The organism is Mesorhizobium sp. USDA 3734 (assembly GCF_056279665.1).
Window position 1 is genome coordinate 6,025,251 of record NZ_JBWCCW010000001.1, and the last position, 17,098, is coordinate 6,042,348.

The following is a 17,098-nucleotide window of genomic DNA, read 5'->3' on the forward strand; positions in this document are numbered from 1 at the left end:
GTGCACACCCTTGATAGATGCGCCTAGGCAGTCTTGCGAATCGGGTGGCGAGGACCGGACGACGGCTGTTGCGGCGACATTTCCCCCGCGGTGACCAGCCGGTTGCGGCCGCTCTTTTTTCCGATGTACATCAGCCGGTCGGCGAGCGCGATCAGCGCTTCGGAATCGGCGGCCTCCGCCGGGTACATGGCCACGCCAACGGTGCAGCCGACCTGGATGGCGCCGGTCGGCGTGGGAACCTTGATCCGCAACCTTTCCAGGATGCGTTCGGCGACGCGCACGGCCTTCTGCTGTGCCAGCTCGGCGTCGCCCGAGAATAAGAAGGCGAATTCGTCACCGCCAAGCCGGGCGACGAAATCGGCGCTCCGCAGGATAGAGCGAAGCTGGCTTGACACACGCTGCAGCAGCGCATCGCCGGCCTCGTGGCCGAGCGTGTCGTTGACTTCCTTGAACCGGTCGAGGTCGATGAACAGAAGACCGGCCGCCTCGCCGGTGGCGCCGCAGCGGGCCACCACCGATTTGAGTTCGTCGTGGAAGGCGCGCCGGTTGGGCAAGTCGGTCAATGCATCGTGGTTGGCCGAATGGTCGCTCTGCTGCTTCGCCAGTTCGATCTCGCGCTTTTGCGCCGAGAGCTCTTCGTTGGCGGTCTTCAAGTCCAGCAGCAGCTGGGCGTTGAGGTCTTCGACAACCTTGCGGTCGCTGATATCGACGACGAAGCCTTCGAGGAATTCGAGTTCGCCGGCATTGTCCCAGACTCCGCCGCCGATCTCGCGGACCCAGAGCGGTTCGCCGACCTGCGGCACGATGCGGTAGTCGACGTTCCAGTTCCGGCGTGCCTCGACCGCGGCGTCGACGGCGGCATAGACCGAGGCGAGATCGTCCGGATGGATGGCCGAGACATAGTCGCGCACAGCGTTGTGCACGAAATCCGAGGGCGGATAGCCGCTGACTGTGAAGACGCCGTCGCTGATATAGAGCATGGTGTAGGACGCATCGTTGCGGCAGCGGTAAAGATAGCCGTCCATCCGGCCGGTGATGCTGAGAAGCGCGTCCAGGCGCTCGTCGTGTAGGTCTCCCTGACCGACCACGGATGCAGGTCTCGTATCGTGCTTCACGACTGCAAATCCATGACGGTTACCACCCCAGTCTGTCCAAAATGCCGCGCTGGCACATCGACGACAGCTCTCTGGTATAACAACCGGATATTATCAATCTCTTATGGATCTCGGTGATTTTAGCCGAAATTCGGCTTGAATCGCAGGATTCCTGCGATTGCACATGTGCCGGCGGATGGCGCGGCCGATTCCGTTCAAGCTGCGCAAGGCCTTGCCTCGCTCGAAAAGCGTTCGCGGCTTTTCGTCCGCAGCGCGGACCGTTCGTCAAGTCCCCGCAGTATAAGCAGCAATCGCCGCCATGTTGACGATATCGCTGTCCTTGGCGTTCAGCGACACGATCTGCACCGGCTTGTTCAGCCCGACCAGCAGCGGGCCGATCACCGTCGAGCCGCCGAGTTCCTGCAGCATCTTGGTGGAGATCGAGGCTGAGTGGAACGCCGGCATGATCAGCACATTGGCCGGGCCGGTCAGTCGGATGAACGGATATTGCGCCATGGCGCGGGCGTTGAGGGCGACGTCGGCGGCCATCTCGCCGTCATACTCGAAATCGACGCGGCGCTTGTCCAGGATGCGCACCGCTTCCTGGACGCGTTCGGAGCGCTCGCCTTGCGGATGGCCGAAGGTCGAATAGGCGAGCATGGCGAGCCTCGGCTCATAGCCCATGCGGCGGGCGAAGCCCGCGGCCTCCTCGGCGATGTCGGCGATCTGCTCGGCATTCGGCATGTCGTGCACGGCGGTGTCGGCGACCAGCACGGTCCTGCCCCGCGCCAGCACGATCGAGACGCCGATGACGCGGTGGCCGGGCTTGGCGTCGATGACACGGCGGATGTCGTCGAGCGCTGTCGAATAGTTGCGGGTGACACCGGTGACGATGCCGTCGGCATCGCCCAGCGCCACCATGCAGGCGGCGAAGTGGTTGCGGTCGTTGTTGATCAGCCGCTGGCAGTCGCGGAACAGGAAGCCTTTGCGCTGCATGCGCTCGTAGAGGTAGTCGGTGTAGATGCCGTTGCGGCGCGACAGCCTTGCATTGATGATCTCGATGCCTTGCTTGTTGAGGTCGATGCCGGCGTGCTTGGCGTTCTCCTTGATGACGTCGTCGCGGCCAAGCAGGATGGCGGTGCCGAGCCGCTGGTTCACATAGGAGACGGCGGCGCGCATCACCTGTTCCTCCTCGCCCTCGGCAAAGACGATGCGCTTGGGCTGGCGGCGCACGCGGTCGTAGATACGCTGCAGGGTCGAGGCGATCGGGTCGCGGCGGGCGGAGAGTTCCTGCGCGTAGCGGTCGAGGTCGAGGATCGGCTTGCGGGCGACGCCTGAATCCATCGCCGCCTTGGCGACCGCGATCGGGATGGCCGAGATCAGGCGCGGGTCGAACGGCACCGGGATGATGTAGTTGGGGCCGAATTTCGGCCGGTTGCCCTGATAGGCGGCGGCGACGTCGTCGGGCACGTCCTGGCGCGCAAGTGCCGCCAGCGCGCGGGCGGCGGCGATCTTCATGTCGTCGTTGATGGTGGTGGCCCGCACATCCAACGCGCCGCGGAAGATGTAGGGGAAGCCGAGCACATTGTTGACCTGGTTCGGATAGTCCGACCGGCCCGTCGCCATTATGGCGTCGGTGCGGATCTCGGCCACTTCCTCCGGCGTGATCTCCGGATCGGGATTGGCCATGGCGAAGATGATCGGATTCTTGGCCATCGACTGCACCATGGCGGTGGTCAGCGCGCCCTTGGCGGAAAGGCCGAGGAAGACGTCGGCGCCGTCGAGTGCCTCGGCGAGGCTGCGCGCCTCTGTCTTGATGGCATGCGCCGATTTCCACTGGTTCATGCCTTCGGTGCGGCCCTGGAAGACGACGCCCTTGGTGTCGCACAAAGTGATGTTTTCGGGCGCAAAACCCATCGCCTTCATCAGCTCGATGCAAGCGATGCCGGCGGCGCCGGCGCCGTTGCAGACCATCTTCGTGGTCTTCATGTCGCGGCCGGTGATCTCCAGCGCGTTGATGAGGCCGGCGGACGAGATGATGGCGGTGCCGTGCTGGTCGTCATGGAAAACCGGGATGTCCATCAATTCACGCAGGCGCTGCTCGATGATGAAGCATTCCGGCGCCTTGATGTCCTCGAGGTTGATACCGCCGAAGGAGGGGCCGAGGAAACGCACGCAGTTGATGAACTCGTCGGCGTCCTCTGTGTCGACCTCGAGATCGATGGAATCGACATCGGCGAAGCGCTTGAACAGCACCGCCTTACCTTCCATCACCGGTTTCGAAGCCAACGCGCCAAGATTGCCCAGGCCGAGGATGGCGGTGCCATTGGAGATGACGGCGACCATGTTGCCACGCGTCGTGTAGTCGAAGGCGCGGCTTGGGTCCTCGGCGATGGCCAGAACCGGAACCGCGACACCAGGCGAATAGGCGAGGCTCAGGTCGCGTTGCGTTGCCATCGGCTTGGTGGCGACGACTTCCAGCTTGCCGGGGCGGCCCATGGCGTGGAATTCGAGCGCTTCCTGCGCGCTGACGGACGGACCGGTGTTTTCGGTTTTCCTGGCCATGATGGTCTTGATTTCCTCGCCGATGCAGCACCTCGTTGAAGCGGGTGCTTTGTTTCGATCCGAATTAAGACCACGCGCCGCCGCGTGTAAACCGCCAGCGCGCGGGAATCGCTGTTCGCGTGGGCAATTGCGGACAACCTGCCATCCCGGTCGTCCCCTGTTTTTCGAAGCCCCGGCATTAAACCGCGCCATCACATCTGCTAGCGTGCCGCGCATGAACATGCACAGCCCGAACGAGCCAGACGCCCCAGAGGCCATGACGCCGTTGCCGACCGCCCACGCCGGCGCCACGCCGATGATAGAGCAGTTCATCGAGATCAAGGCGGCGAACCCGGATTCGCTGCTGTTCTACCGGATGGGCGATTTCTACGAGCTGTTCTTCGACGATGCCGAGAAGGCGAGCCGGGCGCTCGGCATCGTGCTGACCAAGCGCGGCAAGTATCAAGGGCTAGACATTCCGATGTGCGGCGTGCCGGTGCATGCGGCCGACGACTATCTGCAGAAGCTGATCGGCCAGGGATTCCGCGTCGCCGTCTGCGAGCAGATCGAGGACCCGGCCGAAGCGAAGAAACGCGGCGGCAAATCGGTGGTGCGCCGCGACGTGGTGCGGCTGGTGACGCCGGGCACCATCACCGAGGACAAATTGCTGGCGCCATCGGAATCGAGTTTCCTGATGGCGCTGGGGCGGGTGAAGGGCGGAGCCGACCACAGCTTTGCCTTGGCCTGGATCGACATCTCGACCGGCGCCTTTCGTGTCACCGACACCACCGCCGACCGGCTGCTGGCCGACATCTTCCGTGTCGATCCGCGTGAGCTGATTGTCGCCGAGCCGGTGTTCCATGATCCCGAACTGAAGCCGGTGTTCGACGTGCTGGGCCGCGTCGCCAGCCCGCAGCCGCCGAGCCTGTTCGATTCGGCCTCGGCCACCGGACGCATCGCCCGTTTCTTCGATGTGGCGACGCCGGACTCGTTTGGCGCCTTTTCGCGCGCCGAACTGTCGGCGATCTCGGGCGCCATCGCCTATGTCGAGAAGACGCAGAAGGCCGAGCGCCCGCCGCTGTCGCGGCCCGAGCGCGAGGAGCAGGGATCTACCCTGTTCATCGACCCGGCAACACGCGGCAATCTGGAGCTCTTACGCACACTGTCGGGCAGCCGCGAAGGCTCGCTGTTCAAGGCGATCGACCGCACGGTGACCGGCGGCGGCGCAAGGCTGCTTGCCGACCGGCTGATGGCGCCGCTGACCGATCCGGCGGCGATCGGCGCCAGGCTGGATTCGGTGTCGTTCTTCCGTTCCGAAACGAGGCTCTGCCTGGCGGTGCGGTCGAGCCTGAAGAGCGTCGCCGACATGCCGCGCGCGCTGTCGAGGCTGGCGCTCAACCGTGGCGGTCCGCGCGATCTCGGCGCGCTGCGCGCCGGTTTCGAGGCGGCAGGCGCGATCGCCGAGATCTTTGCCGCGACCACCCTGCCCCAGGAATTGACGGCCGCACTCGCCGCCATCCATGCCCTGCCCCAGGCGCTGGCCGGGCATTTGACGCAGGCGCTTGGCGACGAGCTGCCGCTGCTCAAGCGCGACGGCGGCTTCGTGCGCGGCGGCTACCATGCCGATCTCGACGAGATGCGGGCGCTGCGCGATGAATCGCGCAAAGTGATCGCCGGGCTGGAGCGCTCGCTGATCGATGAGACCGGCATCCGCTCTCTGAAGATCCGGCACAACAATGTGCTCGGTTATTACATCGAGGTCACAGCCAACCATCATGCGGTGATGACCGGCAGCGATGGCGCCAAGGCGCGCTTTATCCACCGCCAGACCATGGCCAACGCCATGCGCTTCACCACGACCGAGCTTGCCGAACTCGAGACCAAGATCGCCAATGCGGCCGACCGGGCGCTCAGCATCGAGCTTGCCGCCTTCGACGCGCTGACGGCGGAAGCGGTCGGCGAAGCCGAGAATATCCGCTCTGGGGCCGATGCGCTGGCCGTGCTCGACGTGTCGGCGGCGCTCGCGCTTTTGTCGGAGAGCGAGGCCTGGTGCCGGCCGGTGGTGGATTCGAGTCTGGCCTTCGAGATTGCGGGCGGCCGGCATCCGGTGGTCGAGCAGGCGCTGCGCCGTTCCGGCGAAGGCCCATTCGTCGCCAATGATTGCGATTTGTCGCCGGAGGGCAGCGCCAAGAACGGCGCGATCTGGCTCCTGACCGGCCCCAACATGGGCGGCAAGTCGACGTTCCTGCGGCAGAACGCGCTGATCGCCATCCTGGCCCAGACCGGCTCGTTCGTGCCGGCGGCATCGGCCCATATCGGCGTCGTCGACCGGCTGTTCTCGCGTGTCGGCGCCTCGGACGACCTGGCGCGCGGCCGCTCGACCTTCATGGTCGAGATGGTCGAGACGGCGGCGATCCTCAACCAGGCCGGTGAACGCGCGCTGGTGATCCTCGACGAGATCGGCCGCGGCACCGCCACTTTCGACGGTCTGTCGATCGCCTGGGCGGCCGTCGAATATCTGCATGAGAAGAACCGCTGCCGGGCGATCTTCGCCACCCATTTCCACGAAATGACCTCGCTGGCCGGCAAGCTCGCGCGGCTGCACAATGTCACCATGCGGGTCAAGGAGTGGGAAAACGACGTCGTCTTCCTGCACGAGGTCGGCAAGGGTGCCGCCGACCGCTCCTATGGCGTCCAGGTGGCGCGGCTGGCCGGCCTGCCGGAAGCGGTGGTGGACCGGGCAAAAGAGGTCCTGCATCAGCTCGAGGAAGGCGAGGTTTCCGGCAAAACCAACCGGCTGGTCGACGACCTGCCGTTGTTTTCAGTGGCGGTGAAGCGGGAAGCGCCGAAGCCGGTGAAGAGCGATGCGCTGGGTGTGGCGCTGGGCGAGATCAATCCCGACGAGATGACGCCGAGGGAGGCGCTGGAAGCGCTCTACCGGCTGAAAGGGTTGGCGGGGAAGTAGTCAGATCATCTCCAACCCGCGCTTGCGCGCCGGCGGCGGGAAGGCACGGTCAAGATCGGCGATGTCCTGTTGCGTCAGCTTGATGTCGAGCGCGGCGACATTTTGGCGGACGTGCTCCTGGCTGCTGGCCTTCGGGATGGCGATGACGCCCTCCTGATGCATCACCCAGGCCAGGGCGATCTGTGCCGGGATCGCATTGTGGCGGGCGGCGACGGCGTCGAGCCTGGCATTGCGCGCCAGCGCGCCCTGCTCGACCGGCGAATAGGCCATAAGCGGAATGCCGCGCTGCCGGCTCCAGGGCGCCAGGTCGAATTCGAGGCCACGCCGGACCAGATTGTAGAGCACCTGGTTGGTCTGGACATTGCCGCCATCGGGCAGGCCGACCAGTTCTTCCATCTCGTCGGTGTCGAAATTGCTGACGCCCCAGTGGCGGATCTTGCCGGCCTTTTTCAGGGCCTCGAAGGCCGCGACCGTCTCCGTCAACGGCACGCTGCCGGGCCAATGCAGCAGGTAGAGATCGATGCGGTCGGTACGCAGGCGTTTCAGGCTGTTTTCACAGGCGCGCTGCACGCCCGCGCGCGAAGCGTTGGACGGCAGCACTTTCGAGACCAAAAAAGTCTCGTCGCGGCGCCCGGCAATGGCCTGCGCCACCACCTCCTCGGCGGCGCCGCTGGCATACATTTCGGCGGTGTCTATCAGCGTGATGCCGAGGTCGAGGCCGAGCTTGAGCGCATTCACCTCATCGGTGCGGCGACGCGAATCCTCGCCCATCTTCCATGTCCCCTGGCCAAGCACCTGAACGGCTTCGCCTGAGGGCAGTGTGGTGGTCCCGATGGTCGATGGCATGTCGGGCTCCAGTTGAGGCCGGATCGCATCACAGGCCGGGCGAGAAATCCAGAGGCGTTCGCGAAAGCCTACTTCACCGGATGGGCGGCGAGCCAATCCTGCATCTGCTTGATCTCGGCTTCCTGCGCGGCGATGACGCCTTCGGCGAGCTTGCGGATTTCCGGGTCCTTGCCGTTGGCAAGCTCGACCTTGGCCATGTCGATGGCACCCTGATGGTGCGGGATCATGCCCTTGACGAAATCGACGTCGGCATTGCCAGTGTATTCAGATGCCATCATGTCGGCATGCATCTTGTCCATCGCCGCCTTGTAGCCTTCGGTCGAAGGGCTGGTCGCGTCCATCGCCATGGCGCCCATGTCGTGTTTCATCTCTTCGCTCTGCGCCGGGACGCTTTCGAGGAAGACGGCAAGCAGCATTCCGGCCGCCATCAGCAAAAGCACGAGTTTTTTAGCCAAGGTCATTCATGGTCTCCTGTTGAGTGGGTTTCGTATTTGGGGGCTTGGATCAGAGTTTCAATGTTCTCAGCCGCAATGCGTTTGCGATCACCGACACCGAGGACAGGCTCATCGCCGCCGCCGCCAGCATCGGCGACAGAAGCGTGCCGGTTAGCGGATAGAGCACGCCGGCAGCGACCGGCACGCCGAGCACGTTGTAGAGGAAGGCAAAGAACAGGTTCTGGCGGATGTTGCGGATCGTCGCCTGCGCCAGCGTGCGCGCCCGCACGATGCCGTTGAGGTCGCCCTTGACCAAAGTGATGCCGGCGCTTTCGACGGCGACATCGGCGCCGGTACCCATGGCGATGCCAACATCGGCGGCGGCAAGGGCGGGTGCATCGTTGACGCCGTCGCCGGCCATGGCGACGCCCGCGCCTTTGGCGCGCAGTTCCTCGACGAGGGCGGCCTTCTGTTCCGGCAGCAGGCCGGCGCGAACCTCGTCGATGCCAAGGCTTCTGGCGATCGCATTGGCCGTGCGTTCATTGTCGCCGGTCGCCATGATGATCCGCAAGCCGCTGTCATGCAGCGCCCTGATCGCCTCGGCGGTGGTCGCCTTGACCGGGTCGGCGACGGCGACGATGCCGGCCAGTTTCTTGTCCACGACAACGAACATCGCCGTCTTGCCTTCGATCTGCAGCGTCTCGGCCTTGGCTGAGATGGATGCGATGTCGATGCCAAGATCCGCCATCATCGCGGCATTGCCGAGCGCGACCTTCTTTCCTGACACTGTACCGGACACGCCCTTGCCAGTGACCGCCTCGAAGCCGCTGGCCTCGGCAACAGTCACACCGCGCGTGGCGGCGCCGTCGACGATGGCCTCGGCCAGCGGATGCTCCGACCCCTTCTCCAGACCGGCGGCGAGCGCCAGCAATTCGTCGTCGGAAAAACCGTTTGCCGCAACGACATCGGTCAGTTTCGGCCGGCCTTCGGTCAGCGTACCCGTCTTGTCGACGATCAGCGTGTCAACGGAAGCGAAGCGTTCGAGCGCGGCGGCTTCCTTGATCAGCACGCCGGCATGCGCCCCGCGCCCGGTGGCGGTCATGATCGACATCGGCGTGGCGAGGCCGAGCGCACAGGGACAAGCAATGATCAGCACCGACACCGCCGAGACGATGGCGAAGATCAGGCTGGGCTCGGGTCCAAACATGGCCCAGGCGATGAAAGCAGCAATCGCGACAAGGACGACAGTCGGGACAAAGTAGAAAGAAACGCGATCGGCCAACCCTTGAATCGGAGCGCGCGAGCGCTGCGCCTTGGCGACGAGCTCGACGATGCGCGCCAGCGTCGTCTCGGCGCCGATCCGCTCGGCGCGCATGATCAGCGAGCCTTGCCTGTTGAGCGTGCCGCCGGTCAGCGCATCGCCCTCGGTCTTCTCGACCGGCAACGGCTCGCCTGTGATCATCGATTCGTCGATAGAGGAACGGCCTTCCAGCACCGTGCCATCGACCGGTACTGCATCACCGGGGCGGATGCGCAGGCGATCGCCGGCCTTGACCGCGTCGAGCGGCACATCGCTTTCGGAACCGTCGGCGGCGATCCGCCGCGCCATCTTCGGCGCGAGATCAAGCAAGGCGCGGATTGCCGAGCCGGTCTTTTCACGGGCACGCAACTCCAGCACCTGGCCAAGGAACACCAGCGCGACGATGACGGCGGCGGCCTCGAAATAGACCGGCACGGCACCGCCGTGACCGCGGAACTGATGCGGGAAAATATCCGGAAACAGCGTGGCGACGACGCTATAGAGATAAGCAGCACCAACGCCGAGCGAGATCAGCGTCCACATGTTGGGGCTGCGGTTGACCAGCGAGTCCCAGCCGCGATGGAAGAAGGGGAAGGCGGCCCAAAGCACCACCGGACTTGCCAGGACCAGCTCGATCCAGACCTTTGTCCGGTCCTCGACCAGGCCTTCAAACGTCAGGCCGATCATGGGCGCCATGGCGATGATCAGAAGGGGGACCGACAGGACAGCGCTGACCCAGAGCCGCCTGGTGAAATCGACCAGCTCGGGATTTGGCCCTTCATCGCCTGTCGGCACGCCCATCGGCTCCAGCGCCATGCCACAGATCGGGCAGGATCCAGGCTTGTCGCGGATGATTTCGGGATGCATCGGGCAGGTGTATTGCGTGCCCTTGGGCATCGCCTGCGGTGCCGGCCTGTCGCCGAGATATTTTTGCGGCTCCGCCTCGAACTTGGCCTGGCAAGCGGCGGAGCAGAAATAGAAGCCCTGACCTTCGTGGCGGGCAAAGTGCCTGGCTGTCGCGCGATCGACACTCATGCCGCAGACCGGATCGGTGGCCATCAGGAATTTTTCCGGCTCGGCGACGAATTTCGTGCGGCAGCCCTGGCTACAGAAATGATAGAGATGGCCATCGTGCTCGGCCGCAGGCTTGCCGGCGGCCGGGTCGACGATCATGCCGCAGACCGGGTCGCGAACAACGGCGTTCGCGGCAGGCGCGGCGCCTTTTGCCGAGCAGCAGCTGCCATGCGCGTGATGATCGTGATCGGAATGCGTCATTCGAAAATGCCTCGATGGATCGGTGTGTGACGCGGAGATAGGGCTTCCAGTAACTGGAAGGTCAAGGGACAAAATTTTCTCATTTCATGGCGCCGTGTGCTAAGGAGCCGCCGCTTCTCCAACCCGAATGCATCGATCCCGTTCAAAAGAAGAAAAAATCCCGTTCGACCACCGCGGAGGGGCTCGTCCTCCCGCCCCATACCCAGCGCCGCCAAAACGCGCTATAGACGCCGCCGAAAAGGCAAGGCCGACCCGGACATATGGCAAGAATCTCCCTGAAGCTCGACGAACTGATCGACGGCGAAGCCTTGCGCCGCGAGATGACCGCGCTGACCGCGGCCACGGCAGGCGACGGTTCCGGACAAGCGGCGCGCAGCGGAGTGCTCCAGTTGCTCAAGGGGCGGCTGGCCGAGGGGCGCACCGTTGCCGAGCGCATGCTGCGGGACGATGGCGGCGGCAGCGCCTGCGCGGCACGACTGTCTCATCTCATGGATGAGATCATCCGGGCGCTTTACGATTTCGCCGTCACCCATGTCTACCGGGTCAAGAACCCGTCTTCGGCGGAGCGCATGGCCGTCGTCGCTGTCGGCGGCTACGGCCGCGGCACGCTGGCGCCCGGGTCCGACATCGACCTTCTGTTCCTGCTGCCCTACAAGCAGACGCCGTGGGGCGAACAAACCGTCGAATATATGCTCTACATGCTGTGGGATCTGGGGCTGAAGGTTGGCCACGCCACCCGCAACATCGACGAATGCCTGCGCCTGTCGCGCACCGATGTCACCATCCGCACCTCGATCCTCGAAGCGCGTTTCCTGTGGGGCGACGAAAAACTCTATGACGAACTGATGCTGCGCTTCGACCATGAGGTGGTGCGCACGACCGGCCCCGAATATGTCCAGGCCAAGCTTGCCGAGCGCGACGACCGCCACGCCAAAGCCGGCGAAAGCCGCTATCTCGTCGAGCCCAACGTCAAGGACGGCAAGGGCGGCCTGCGCGACCTGCAGACGCTGTTCTGGATCGGCAAATATTTCTACCGGGTGCGCACCGGCGAGGAACTGGTCGACAAGGGCGTCTTCACCGAGGGCGAATACCGGGAGTTCCAGAAGGCCGAGGATTTCCTGTGGGCGGTACGCTGCCACATGCATTTCCTTACCGGCAAGGCGGAGGAACGGCTGCATTTCGACATCCAGCGCGAGATCGCCGAACGGCTCGGCTACACCACGCACCCCGGCCTGTCGGCGGTCGAGCGCTTCATGAAGCACTACTTCCTCGTCGCCAAGGATGTCGGGGACCTGACCCGCATCTTCTGTGCCGCGCTCGAGGAAGAGCAGGCCAAGCACGTGCCGGGTTTCAACCGCATCTTTCTCACCTTCTCACGGCGCAAGCGCAAGCTGGCCGGCACCTCCGACTTCATCGTCGACAATCACCGCATCAACATCGCCGACGACCAGGTGTTCGAGCGCGATCCGGTCAATCTCTTGAGATTATTCTGGTTCGCCGACAAGCACGGCCTGGAATTCCACCCCGACGCGCTGAAGCTGCTGACCCGCTCGCTCGGCCTGGTCAACAAGTCGCTGCGGCGCGACCAGGAGGCCAACCGGCTGTTCCTCGACATCCTGACGTCGGACCGCAATGCCGAACTCAATCTGCGGCGCATGAACGAGGCCGGGCTGCTCGGCAGACTGATCCCGGATTTCGGCAAGATCGTCGCCATGATGCAATTCTCGATGTACCACCACTACACGGTGGATGAGCACCTGATACGCTGCATCGGCGTGCTGGCCGAGATCGAGCGTGGCGACGGCGAAAAGATCCATCCCCTCTCGCACACGCTGATGCCGGGGCTGAAAAAGAGCCGCGAGGCGCTTTACGTCGCGGTGCTTCTGCACGACATCGCCAAGGGCAGGCCGGAAGATCATTCCGAGGCCGGCGCAAGGATCGCACGTCGCATCTGCCCGCATATGGGGCTTTCGCCGGCCGACACCGAAACCGTGGCCTGGCTCGTCGAGAACCACCTCGTGATGTCGATGACGGCGCAGACCCGCGACCTCAACGATCGCAAGACCATCGAGGATTTCGCCGCGATCGTGCAGTCGGTCGAGCGGCTGAAGCTGCTTTTGATCCTCACCGTCTGCGACATCAGGGGCGTCGGACCCGGTGTCTGGAACGGCTGGAAGGGCCAACTGCTGCGCACGCTCTATTACGAGACCGAATTGCTTTTAACCGGCGGGTTTTCGGAAGTGTCGCGCGCCCAGCGCACGGCGGCGGCGCGCGAGCGTCTGGCCGAGGCGCTGGCCGACTGGCCGGACAAGGCTCGCAAGCGCTATGTCGGCCAGCACTACGAGAATTACCTTTTGACCGTCGATCTCGCCGACCAGCTGCGCCATGCGGAGTTCATCCGCGAGGCGGATGTGGCGGGCAACAAGCTCGCCACCATGGTCAAGACCCACCAGTTCGAGGCGGTGACCGAAATCACCGTGCTGGCGCAGGACCATCCCCGCCTGCTGTCGGTCATCGCCGGGGCTTGCGCCGGCGCCGGCGGCAACATCGTCGACGCACAGATCTTCACGACGTCGGACGGCCGCGCACTCGACACCATCCTGATCAGCAGAGAATTCGACCGCGATGAGGACGAGCGCCGGCGCGCTGAGCGCGTCGGCCGGCTGATCGAGGACGTGCTGTCGGGCAAGAGCTGGCTGCCGGAGATGATCGAGAAGCGCACCAAGCCCCGGCGTGGCGCCAAGGTGTTCAAAATCCCGCCGCGCGCCGAAATCCGCAACACGCTGTCCAACCGTTTTTCGGTCATCGAGGTCGAAGGCCTGGACCGGCCGGGGCTGCTGTCGGAGATCACCGGAACGCTTTCCGACCTGTCGCTCGACATCGCATCGGCCCACATCACCACCTTCGGCGAAAAGGTCATCGACACCTTCTATGTCACCGATCTCACCGGCCAGAAGATCGACAGCCCGGCCCGCATCGCGACCATTCGCAACCGGCTGATGGCGACGCTCGAAGGCATCGTGCCCGAACGCGGCGGCAAAGCCAGGGCGGCGGCCGCCGAGTGACCGCCACCATCACTTTGTCCTTATCCTGTAGGCAGTCTCCAAACGCATGAGCCTCGTCAAGAAATTCGCAACGGTTGCTTCCGGCACGCTGATGAGCCGCGCGCTCGGTTTCGGCCGCGAGATGCTGATGGCGGCCGCACTCGGCACCGGACCGGTCGCCGACGCCTTCAACGCCGCCTTCCAGTTTCCCAACACCTTTCGCCGGCTGTTTGCCGAAGGCGCCTTCAACGCCGCCTTCGTGCCGCTGTTTGCCAAGGAGATCGAAACCCACGGCACCGACGGCGCCAAGCGTTTCTCCGAGGAAGTGTTCGGCGTGCTGTTCACGGCGCTGCTGGCGCTGACCATCGTCATGGAACTGTCGATGCCGCTGATCGTGCGCTATTTGGTGGCGCCGGGTTTTGCCGGCACGCCGGGGAAATTCGACACCACGGTGACGCTGGCGACGATCATGTTCCCCTACCTGATCTGCATGTCGCTGGGCGCCATGATGGCGGGTATGCTGAATTCGCTGCGCCGCTATTTCGCCGCCGCGGTAGCACCGGTCTTCCTCAACATCATCCTGATCGGCGTGCTCGCCTATGCCTGGTACAAGGGCTCGGACGCGCTGACAGTCGGCTACGGGCTGTCCTGGGGCGTGCTTGCCGCCGGACTGGTGCAACTGGCGATCGTCTGGGTGGCGGTGCGCCATGCCGGCATCTCGATCGGCTTCCGCCGTCCGAAAATGACGCCCGCGGTCAAGCGGCTGCTGATCCTGGCGCTGCCGGCGGCAATCACCGGCGGCATCACCCAGATCAACCAGCTGATCGGCACGGCGATCGCCTCGGCGCAGAACAGCGCGGTCTCCTCGCTCGCCTATGCCGACCGCATCTACCAGCTGCCGCTTGGCGTGGTCGGCGTGGCGGTGGCGATCGTGCTGTTGCCCGAACTGTCGCGGGCGCTGAAGTCGGGCAATCTGATCGAAGCGGCCAATCTGCAGAACCGCTCGGTCGAATTCACGCTGTTCCTGACGCTACCGGCAGCCGCCGCACTCTGGGTGATGTCGGAGCCTATCGTGCGGCTGGTCTATGAGCGCGGCGCGTTCGCCGCCAACGGCTCGACGCCGACAGTTGCGGCGATCCTGGCGATCTTCGGCCTCGGCCTGCCGGCCTTCGTGCTGATCAAGGCGTTCACCCCAGGCTATTTCGCCCGCGAGGACACGCGCACGCCGATGATGTTTGCCGCCATCTCGGTGGCGGTGAACGTCACCACGGCGCTGACGCTGTTTCCACGGATGGGCGCGCCCGGCATCGCGGTGGCCTCGGCCGTCGCCGGCTGGGTCAACGCGCTGATGCTGCTCGGAGTCCTGATCCGACGCGGCCATTGGGGCCGCGACGTGCCGCTGATGAAACGCATTCCGCGGCTGGTGCTGTCGGCGGTGGTGATGGGAACGGCGCTCTATTTCGCCGAGCACTGGTTCGCAGTCAGGCTCGGGCCGGGCTCGCCGCTGGTGGTCAAGGCGACGACGCTTCTGTCGCTGGTCGCCGGCGGTGCGCTGCTCTACTTCATCACCGCGTTTGCTACCGGCGGCGCCGATTTCGGCATGATCCGTCGCAATGTCAAACGCGGATCGGGCAAGTCGGCGCCACCGGTCGCAAAGACCGAACTGGACGAGTAGAGCGCCAGATCCACCTGCAGCGCCGTCTTGATCGCGGCGCCGTCTTCGTCCATAAGCGCGCCGTCGAAAGACTTTCGCCGCGCGCGAAACGGCCCTCCACAAGCCATGAGGACAATCATGACCGCCTTCAAGCCACTCGTCTTTTCCGGGGTCCAGCCGACCGGCAATCTGCATCTCGGCAACTATCTCGGCGCGATCAAGAAATTCGTCGCCCTGCAGGACACGTCCGATTGCATCTATTGCGTCGTCGACCTGCATTCGCTGACAGCCCAACTCGTCTATGAAGACCTCGCCGACCAGACGCGGTCGATCACCGCGGCGTTCCTGGCCTCGGGCATCGACCCGAAGAAGCACATCGTCTTCAACCAGTCGCGGGTCATGCAGCATGCGGAGCTCGCCTGGATCTTCAATTGCGTGGCGCGCATCGGCTGGATGAACCGCATGACGCAGTTCAAGGACAAGGCCGGCAAGGACCGCGAGAACGCGTCGCTTGGCCTGCTTGCCTATCCCTCCCTGATGGCTGCCGACATTCTGCTCTACCGTGCCACCCACGTGCCCGTGGGTGAGGACCAGAAGCAGCATCTGGAGCTGACCCGCGACATCGCGCAGAAGTTCAACAACGACTTCTCCGACCGCATCGCCGCCCTTGGCGTCGGTGTCGAGATGCAGGTCGGCGAAGAGACCGTGAACGGCTATTTCCCGCTGACCGAGCCGGTCATCGGCGGACCGGCGGCGCGCATCATGTCGCTGCGCGACGGTTCCAAGAAAATGTCGAAGTCGGACCCGTCGGATCTGTCGCGCATCAACCTGACCGACGACGCCGATGCCATCTCGAAGAAGATCCGCAAGGCCAAGACCGACCCGGAAGCGCTGCCGAGCGAGCTGGACGGTCTGGCCGGCCGGCCCGAGGCGGACAACCTTGTCGGCATCTATGCGGGTCTCGCCGAGATGTCGAAGGCGGATGTGCTGAAGGCGTTCGCCGGCCAGCAGTTTTCGGTGTTCAAGCCGGCGCTGGCCGACCTTGCCGTGGAAAAGCTGGCGCCGATCGCGAGCGAGATGCGCCGCATTTCCGACGACCGTGCCTATGTCGATGCGGTGCTCAAGGACGGCGGCGAGCGCGCCGGCGTGCTGGCCGAAGCGACGATGAAGACGGTGCGCGACATCATCGGGCTGCTGCAGGGCTGATCCCCAATGTCGGGTGCACTGCCAACACTGGCACAAGACCGGGCGGCTTGTCGCCGGCCCGCCGCAGTGGCAGATTGCGGCCGAAATGGCATCGAGTAGATAGACATGGTCTCCAAACGCCTCAGCCGCGAAGCCGGCCATCGCCGTAAGTTCCTGGCGATCATCGACGACACGCCGGAGTGTGAGCGCGCCGTCGCCTACGCCTCGAAGCGGGCGCAGAGCACCAGCGGCACGCTGGTGCTGCTCTATGTCATCGAGCCGGATGATTTCCAGCACTGGCTGGGCGTCGAGAAGATCATGCGCGAGGAGGCGACCGCCACGGCGCGCGCAGCACTCGATACTTATGCCAACAAGGTACGCCAGAAGCTTGGCATCGAGCCTGAAATGGTGGTGCGCGAAGGCAAGCCGACGGAAGAGATCCACAAATTGATCGAGGAAGACCAGGACATCGCCATCCTGGTGCTGGCCGCCGGTGCCGGCAAGGAAGGCCCCGGGCCGCTGGTCGGCGCTGTGGCCGGCAAGGGCGCCGCCTTCCCGATCCCGGTGACCGTCGTGCCGCAGAATCTGTCAGACGAGGAGATCGACAGCCTCGCCTGAGATGTGTTGATCTTCGGGTGATGCCGGCCTGCAAATGGCGGTGTCCTGCGCTTCCGGTGCTCGCGTACCAAAGTACGCTCCGCTCCGGTTCTCGGACACCACCATTTTCGACTCGGCCTGACCTGAATCTCAACACACC

10 protein-coding genes are annotated in these 17,098 nt (G+C 64.5%); 5 read left to right on the top strand and 5 right to left on the bottom strand.

Going from position 1 to position 17,098, the window contains the following annotated elements:
- Positions 1-23 precede the first annotated feature (23 nt).
- On the bottom strand, positions 24-1,115 hold the full coding sequence (locus ACZ89F_RS28860; protein ID WP_476095433.1) for a sensor domain-containing diguanylate cyclase: 1,092 nt from the start codon (positions 1,113-1,115) through the stop codon (positions 24-26).
- Positions 1,116-1,379: 264 nt separating this feature from the next.
- Complete coding sequence (locus ACZ89F_RS28865) at positions 1,380-3,659, bottom strand: NADP-dependent malic enzyme (protein ID WP_476095435.1); 2,280 nt, start codon at positions 3,657-3,659, stop codon at positions 1,380-1,382.
- 214 nt (positions 3,660-3,873) lie between these two features.
- Between ACZ89F_RS28865 and mutS the strand changes: the two genes are divergently transcribed.
- Positions 3,874-6,603 (top strand): DNA mismatch repair protein MutS, encoded by a 2,730-nt coding sequence (mutS, locus tag ACZ89F_RS28870; RefSeq protein WP_476095437.1) that lies wholly within the window; start codon positions 3,874-3,876, stop codon positions 6,601-6,603.
- Here the strand turns inward: mutS and ACZ89F_RS28875 are convergent, their stop codons facing one another.
- The 3 genes from ACZ89F_RS28875 to ACZ89F_RS28885 all read right to left on the bottom strand — a co-directional run bounded on the left by ACZ89F_RS28875 (position 6,604) and on the right by ACZ89F_RS28885 (position 10,458).
- Positions 6,604-7,449 (bottom strand): aldo/keto reductase, encoded by an 846-nt coding sequence (locus tag ACZ89F_RS28875; RefSeq protein ID WP_476095439.1) that lies wholly within the window; start codon positions 7,447-7,449, stop codon positions 6,604-6,606.
- 68 nt (positions 7,450-7,517) lie between these two features.
- On the bottom strand, positions 7,518-7,910 hold the full coding sequence (gene copM / locus ACZ89F_RS28880) for a CopM family metallochaperone (RefSeq protein WP_476095441.1): 393 nt from the start codon (positions 7,908-7,910) through the stop codon (positions 7,518-7,520).
- 43 nt (positions 7,911-7,953) lie between these two features.
- A complete protein-coding gene (locus ACZ89F_RS28885; protein ID WP_476095443.1) occupies positions 7,954-10,458 on the bottom strand; it encodes a heavy metal translocating P-type ATPase in 2,505 nt (834 codons plus the stop codon).
- A 260-nt stretch (positions 10,459-10,718) separates the two neighbouring features.
- On the opposite strand from ACZ89F_RS28885, the gene ACZ89F_RS28890 reads away from it, so the two are divergent.
- The 4 genes from ACZ89F_RS28890 (at position 10,719) to ACZ89F_RS28905 (ending at position 16,959) form a co-directional block, all read left to right on the top strand.
- On the top strand, positions 10,719-13,523 hold the full coding sequence (locus ACZ89F_RS28890; RefSeq protein ID WP_476095445.1) for a [protein-PII] uridylyltransferase: 2,805 nt from the start codon (positions 10,719-10,721) through the stop codon (positions 13,521-13,523).
- Between the two features lie 46 nt (positions 13,524-13,569).
- Positions 13,570-15,177 carry a murein biosynthesis integral membrane protein MurJ gene (gene murJ / locus ACZ89F_RS28895; protein ID WP_476095447.1) on the top strand — a complete coding sequence of 536 codons (1,608 nt, stop codon included), beginning with the start codon at positions 13,570-13,572 and terminating at the stop codon, positions 15,175-15,177.
- Between the two features lie 117 nt (positions 15,178-15,294).
- Entirely contained in the window at positions 15,295-16,362 is a 1,068-nt protein-coding gene (gene trpS, locus ACZ89F_RS28900; protein ID WP_476095448.1) for a tryptophan--tRNA ligase, read from the top strand.
- Between the two features lie 105 nt (positions 16,363-16,467).
- The gene (locus ACZ89F_RS28905; RefSeq protein WP_056590042.1) at positions 16,468-16,959 is read left to right on the top strand and encodes a universal stress protein; all 492 of its coding nucleotides are present in this window, start codon (positions 16,468-16,470) and stop codon (positions 16,957-16,959) included.
- Positions 16,960-17,098 lie beyond the last annotated feature (139 nt).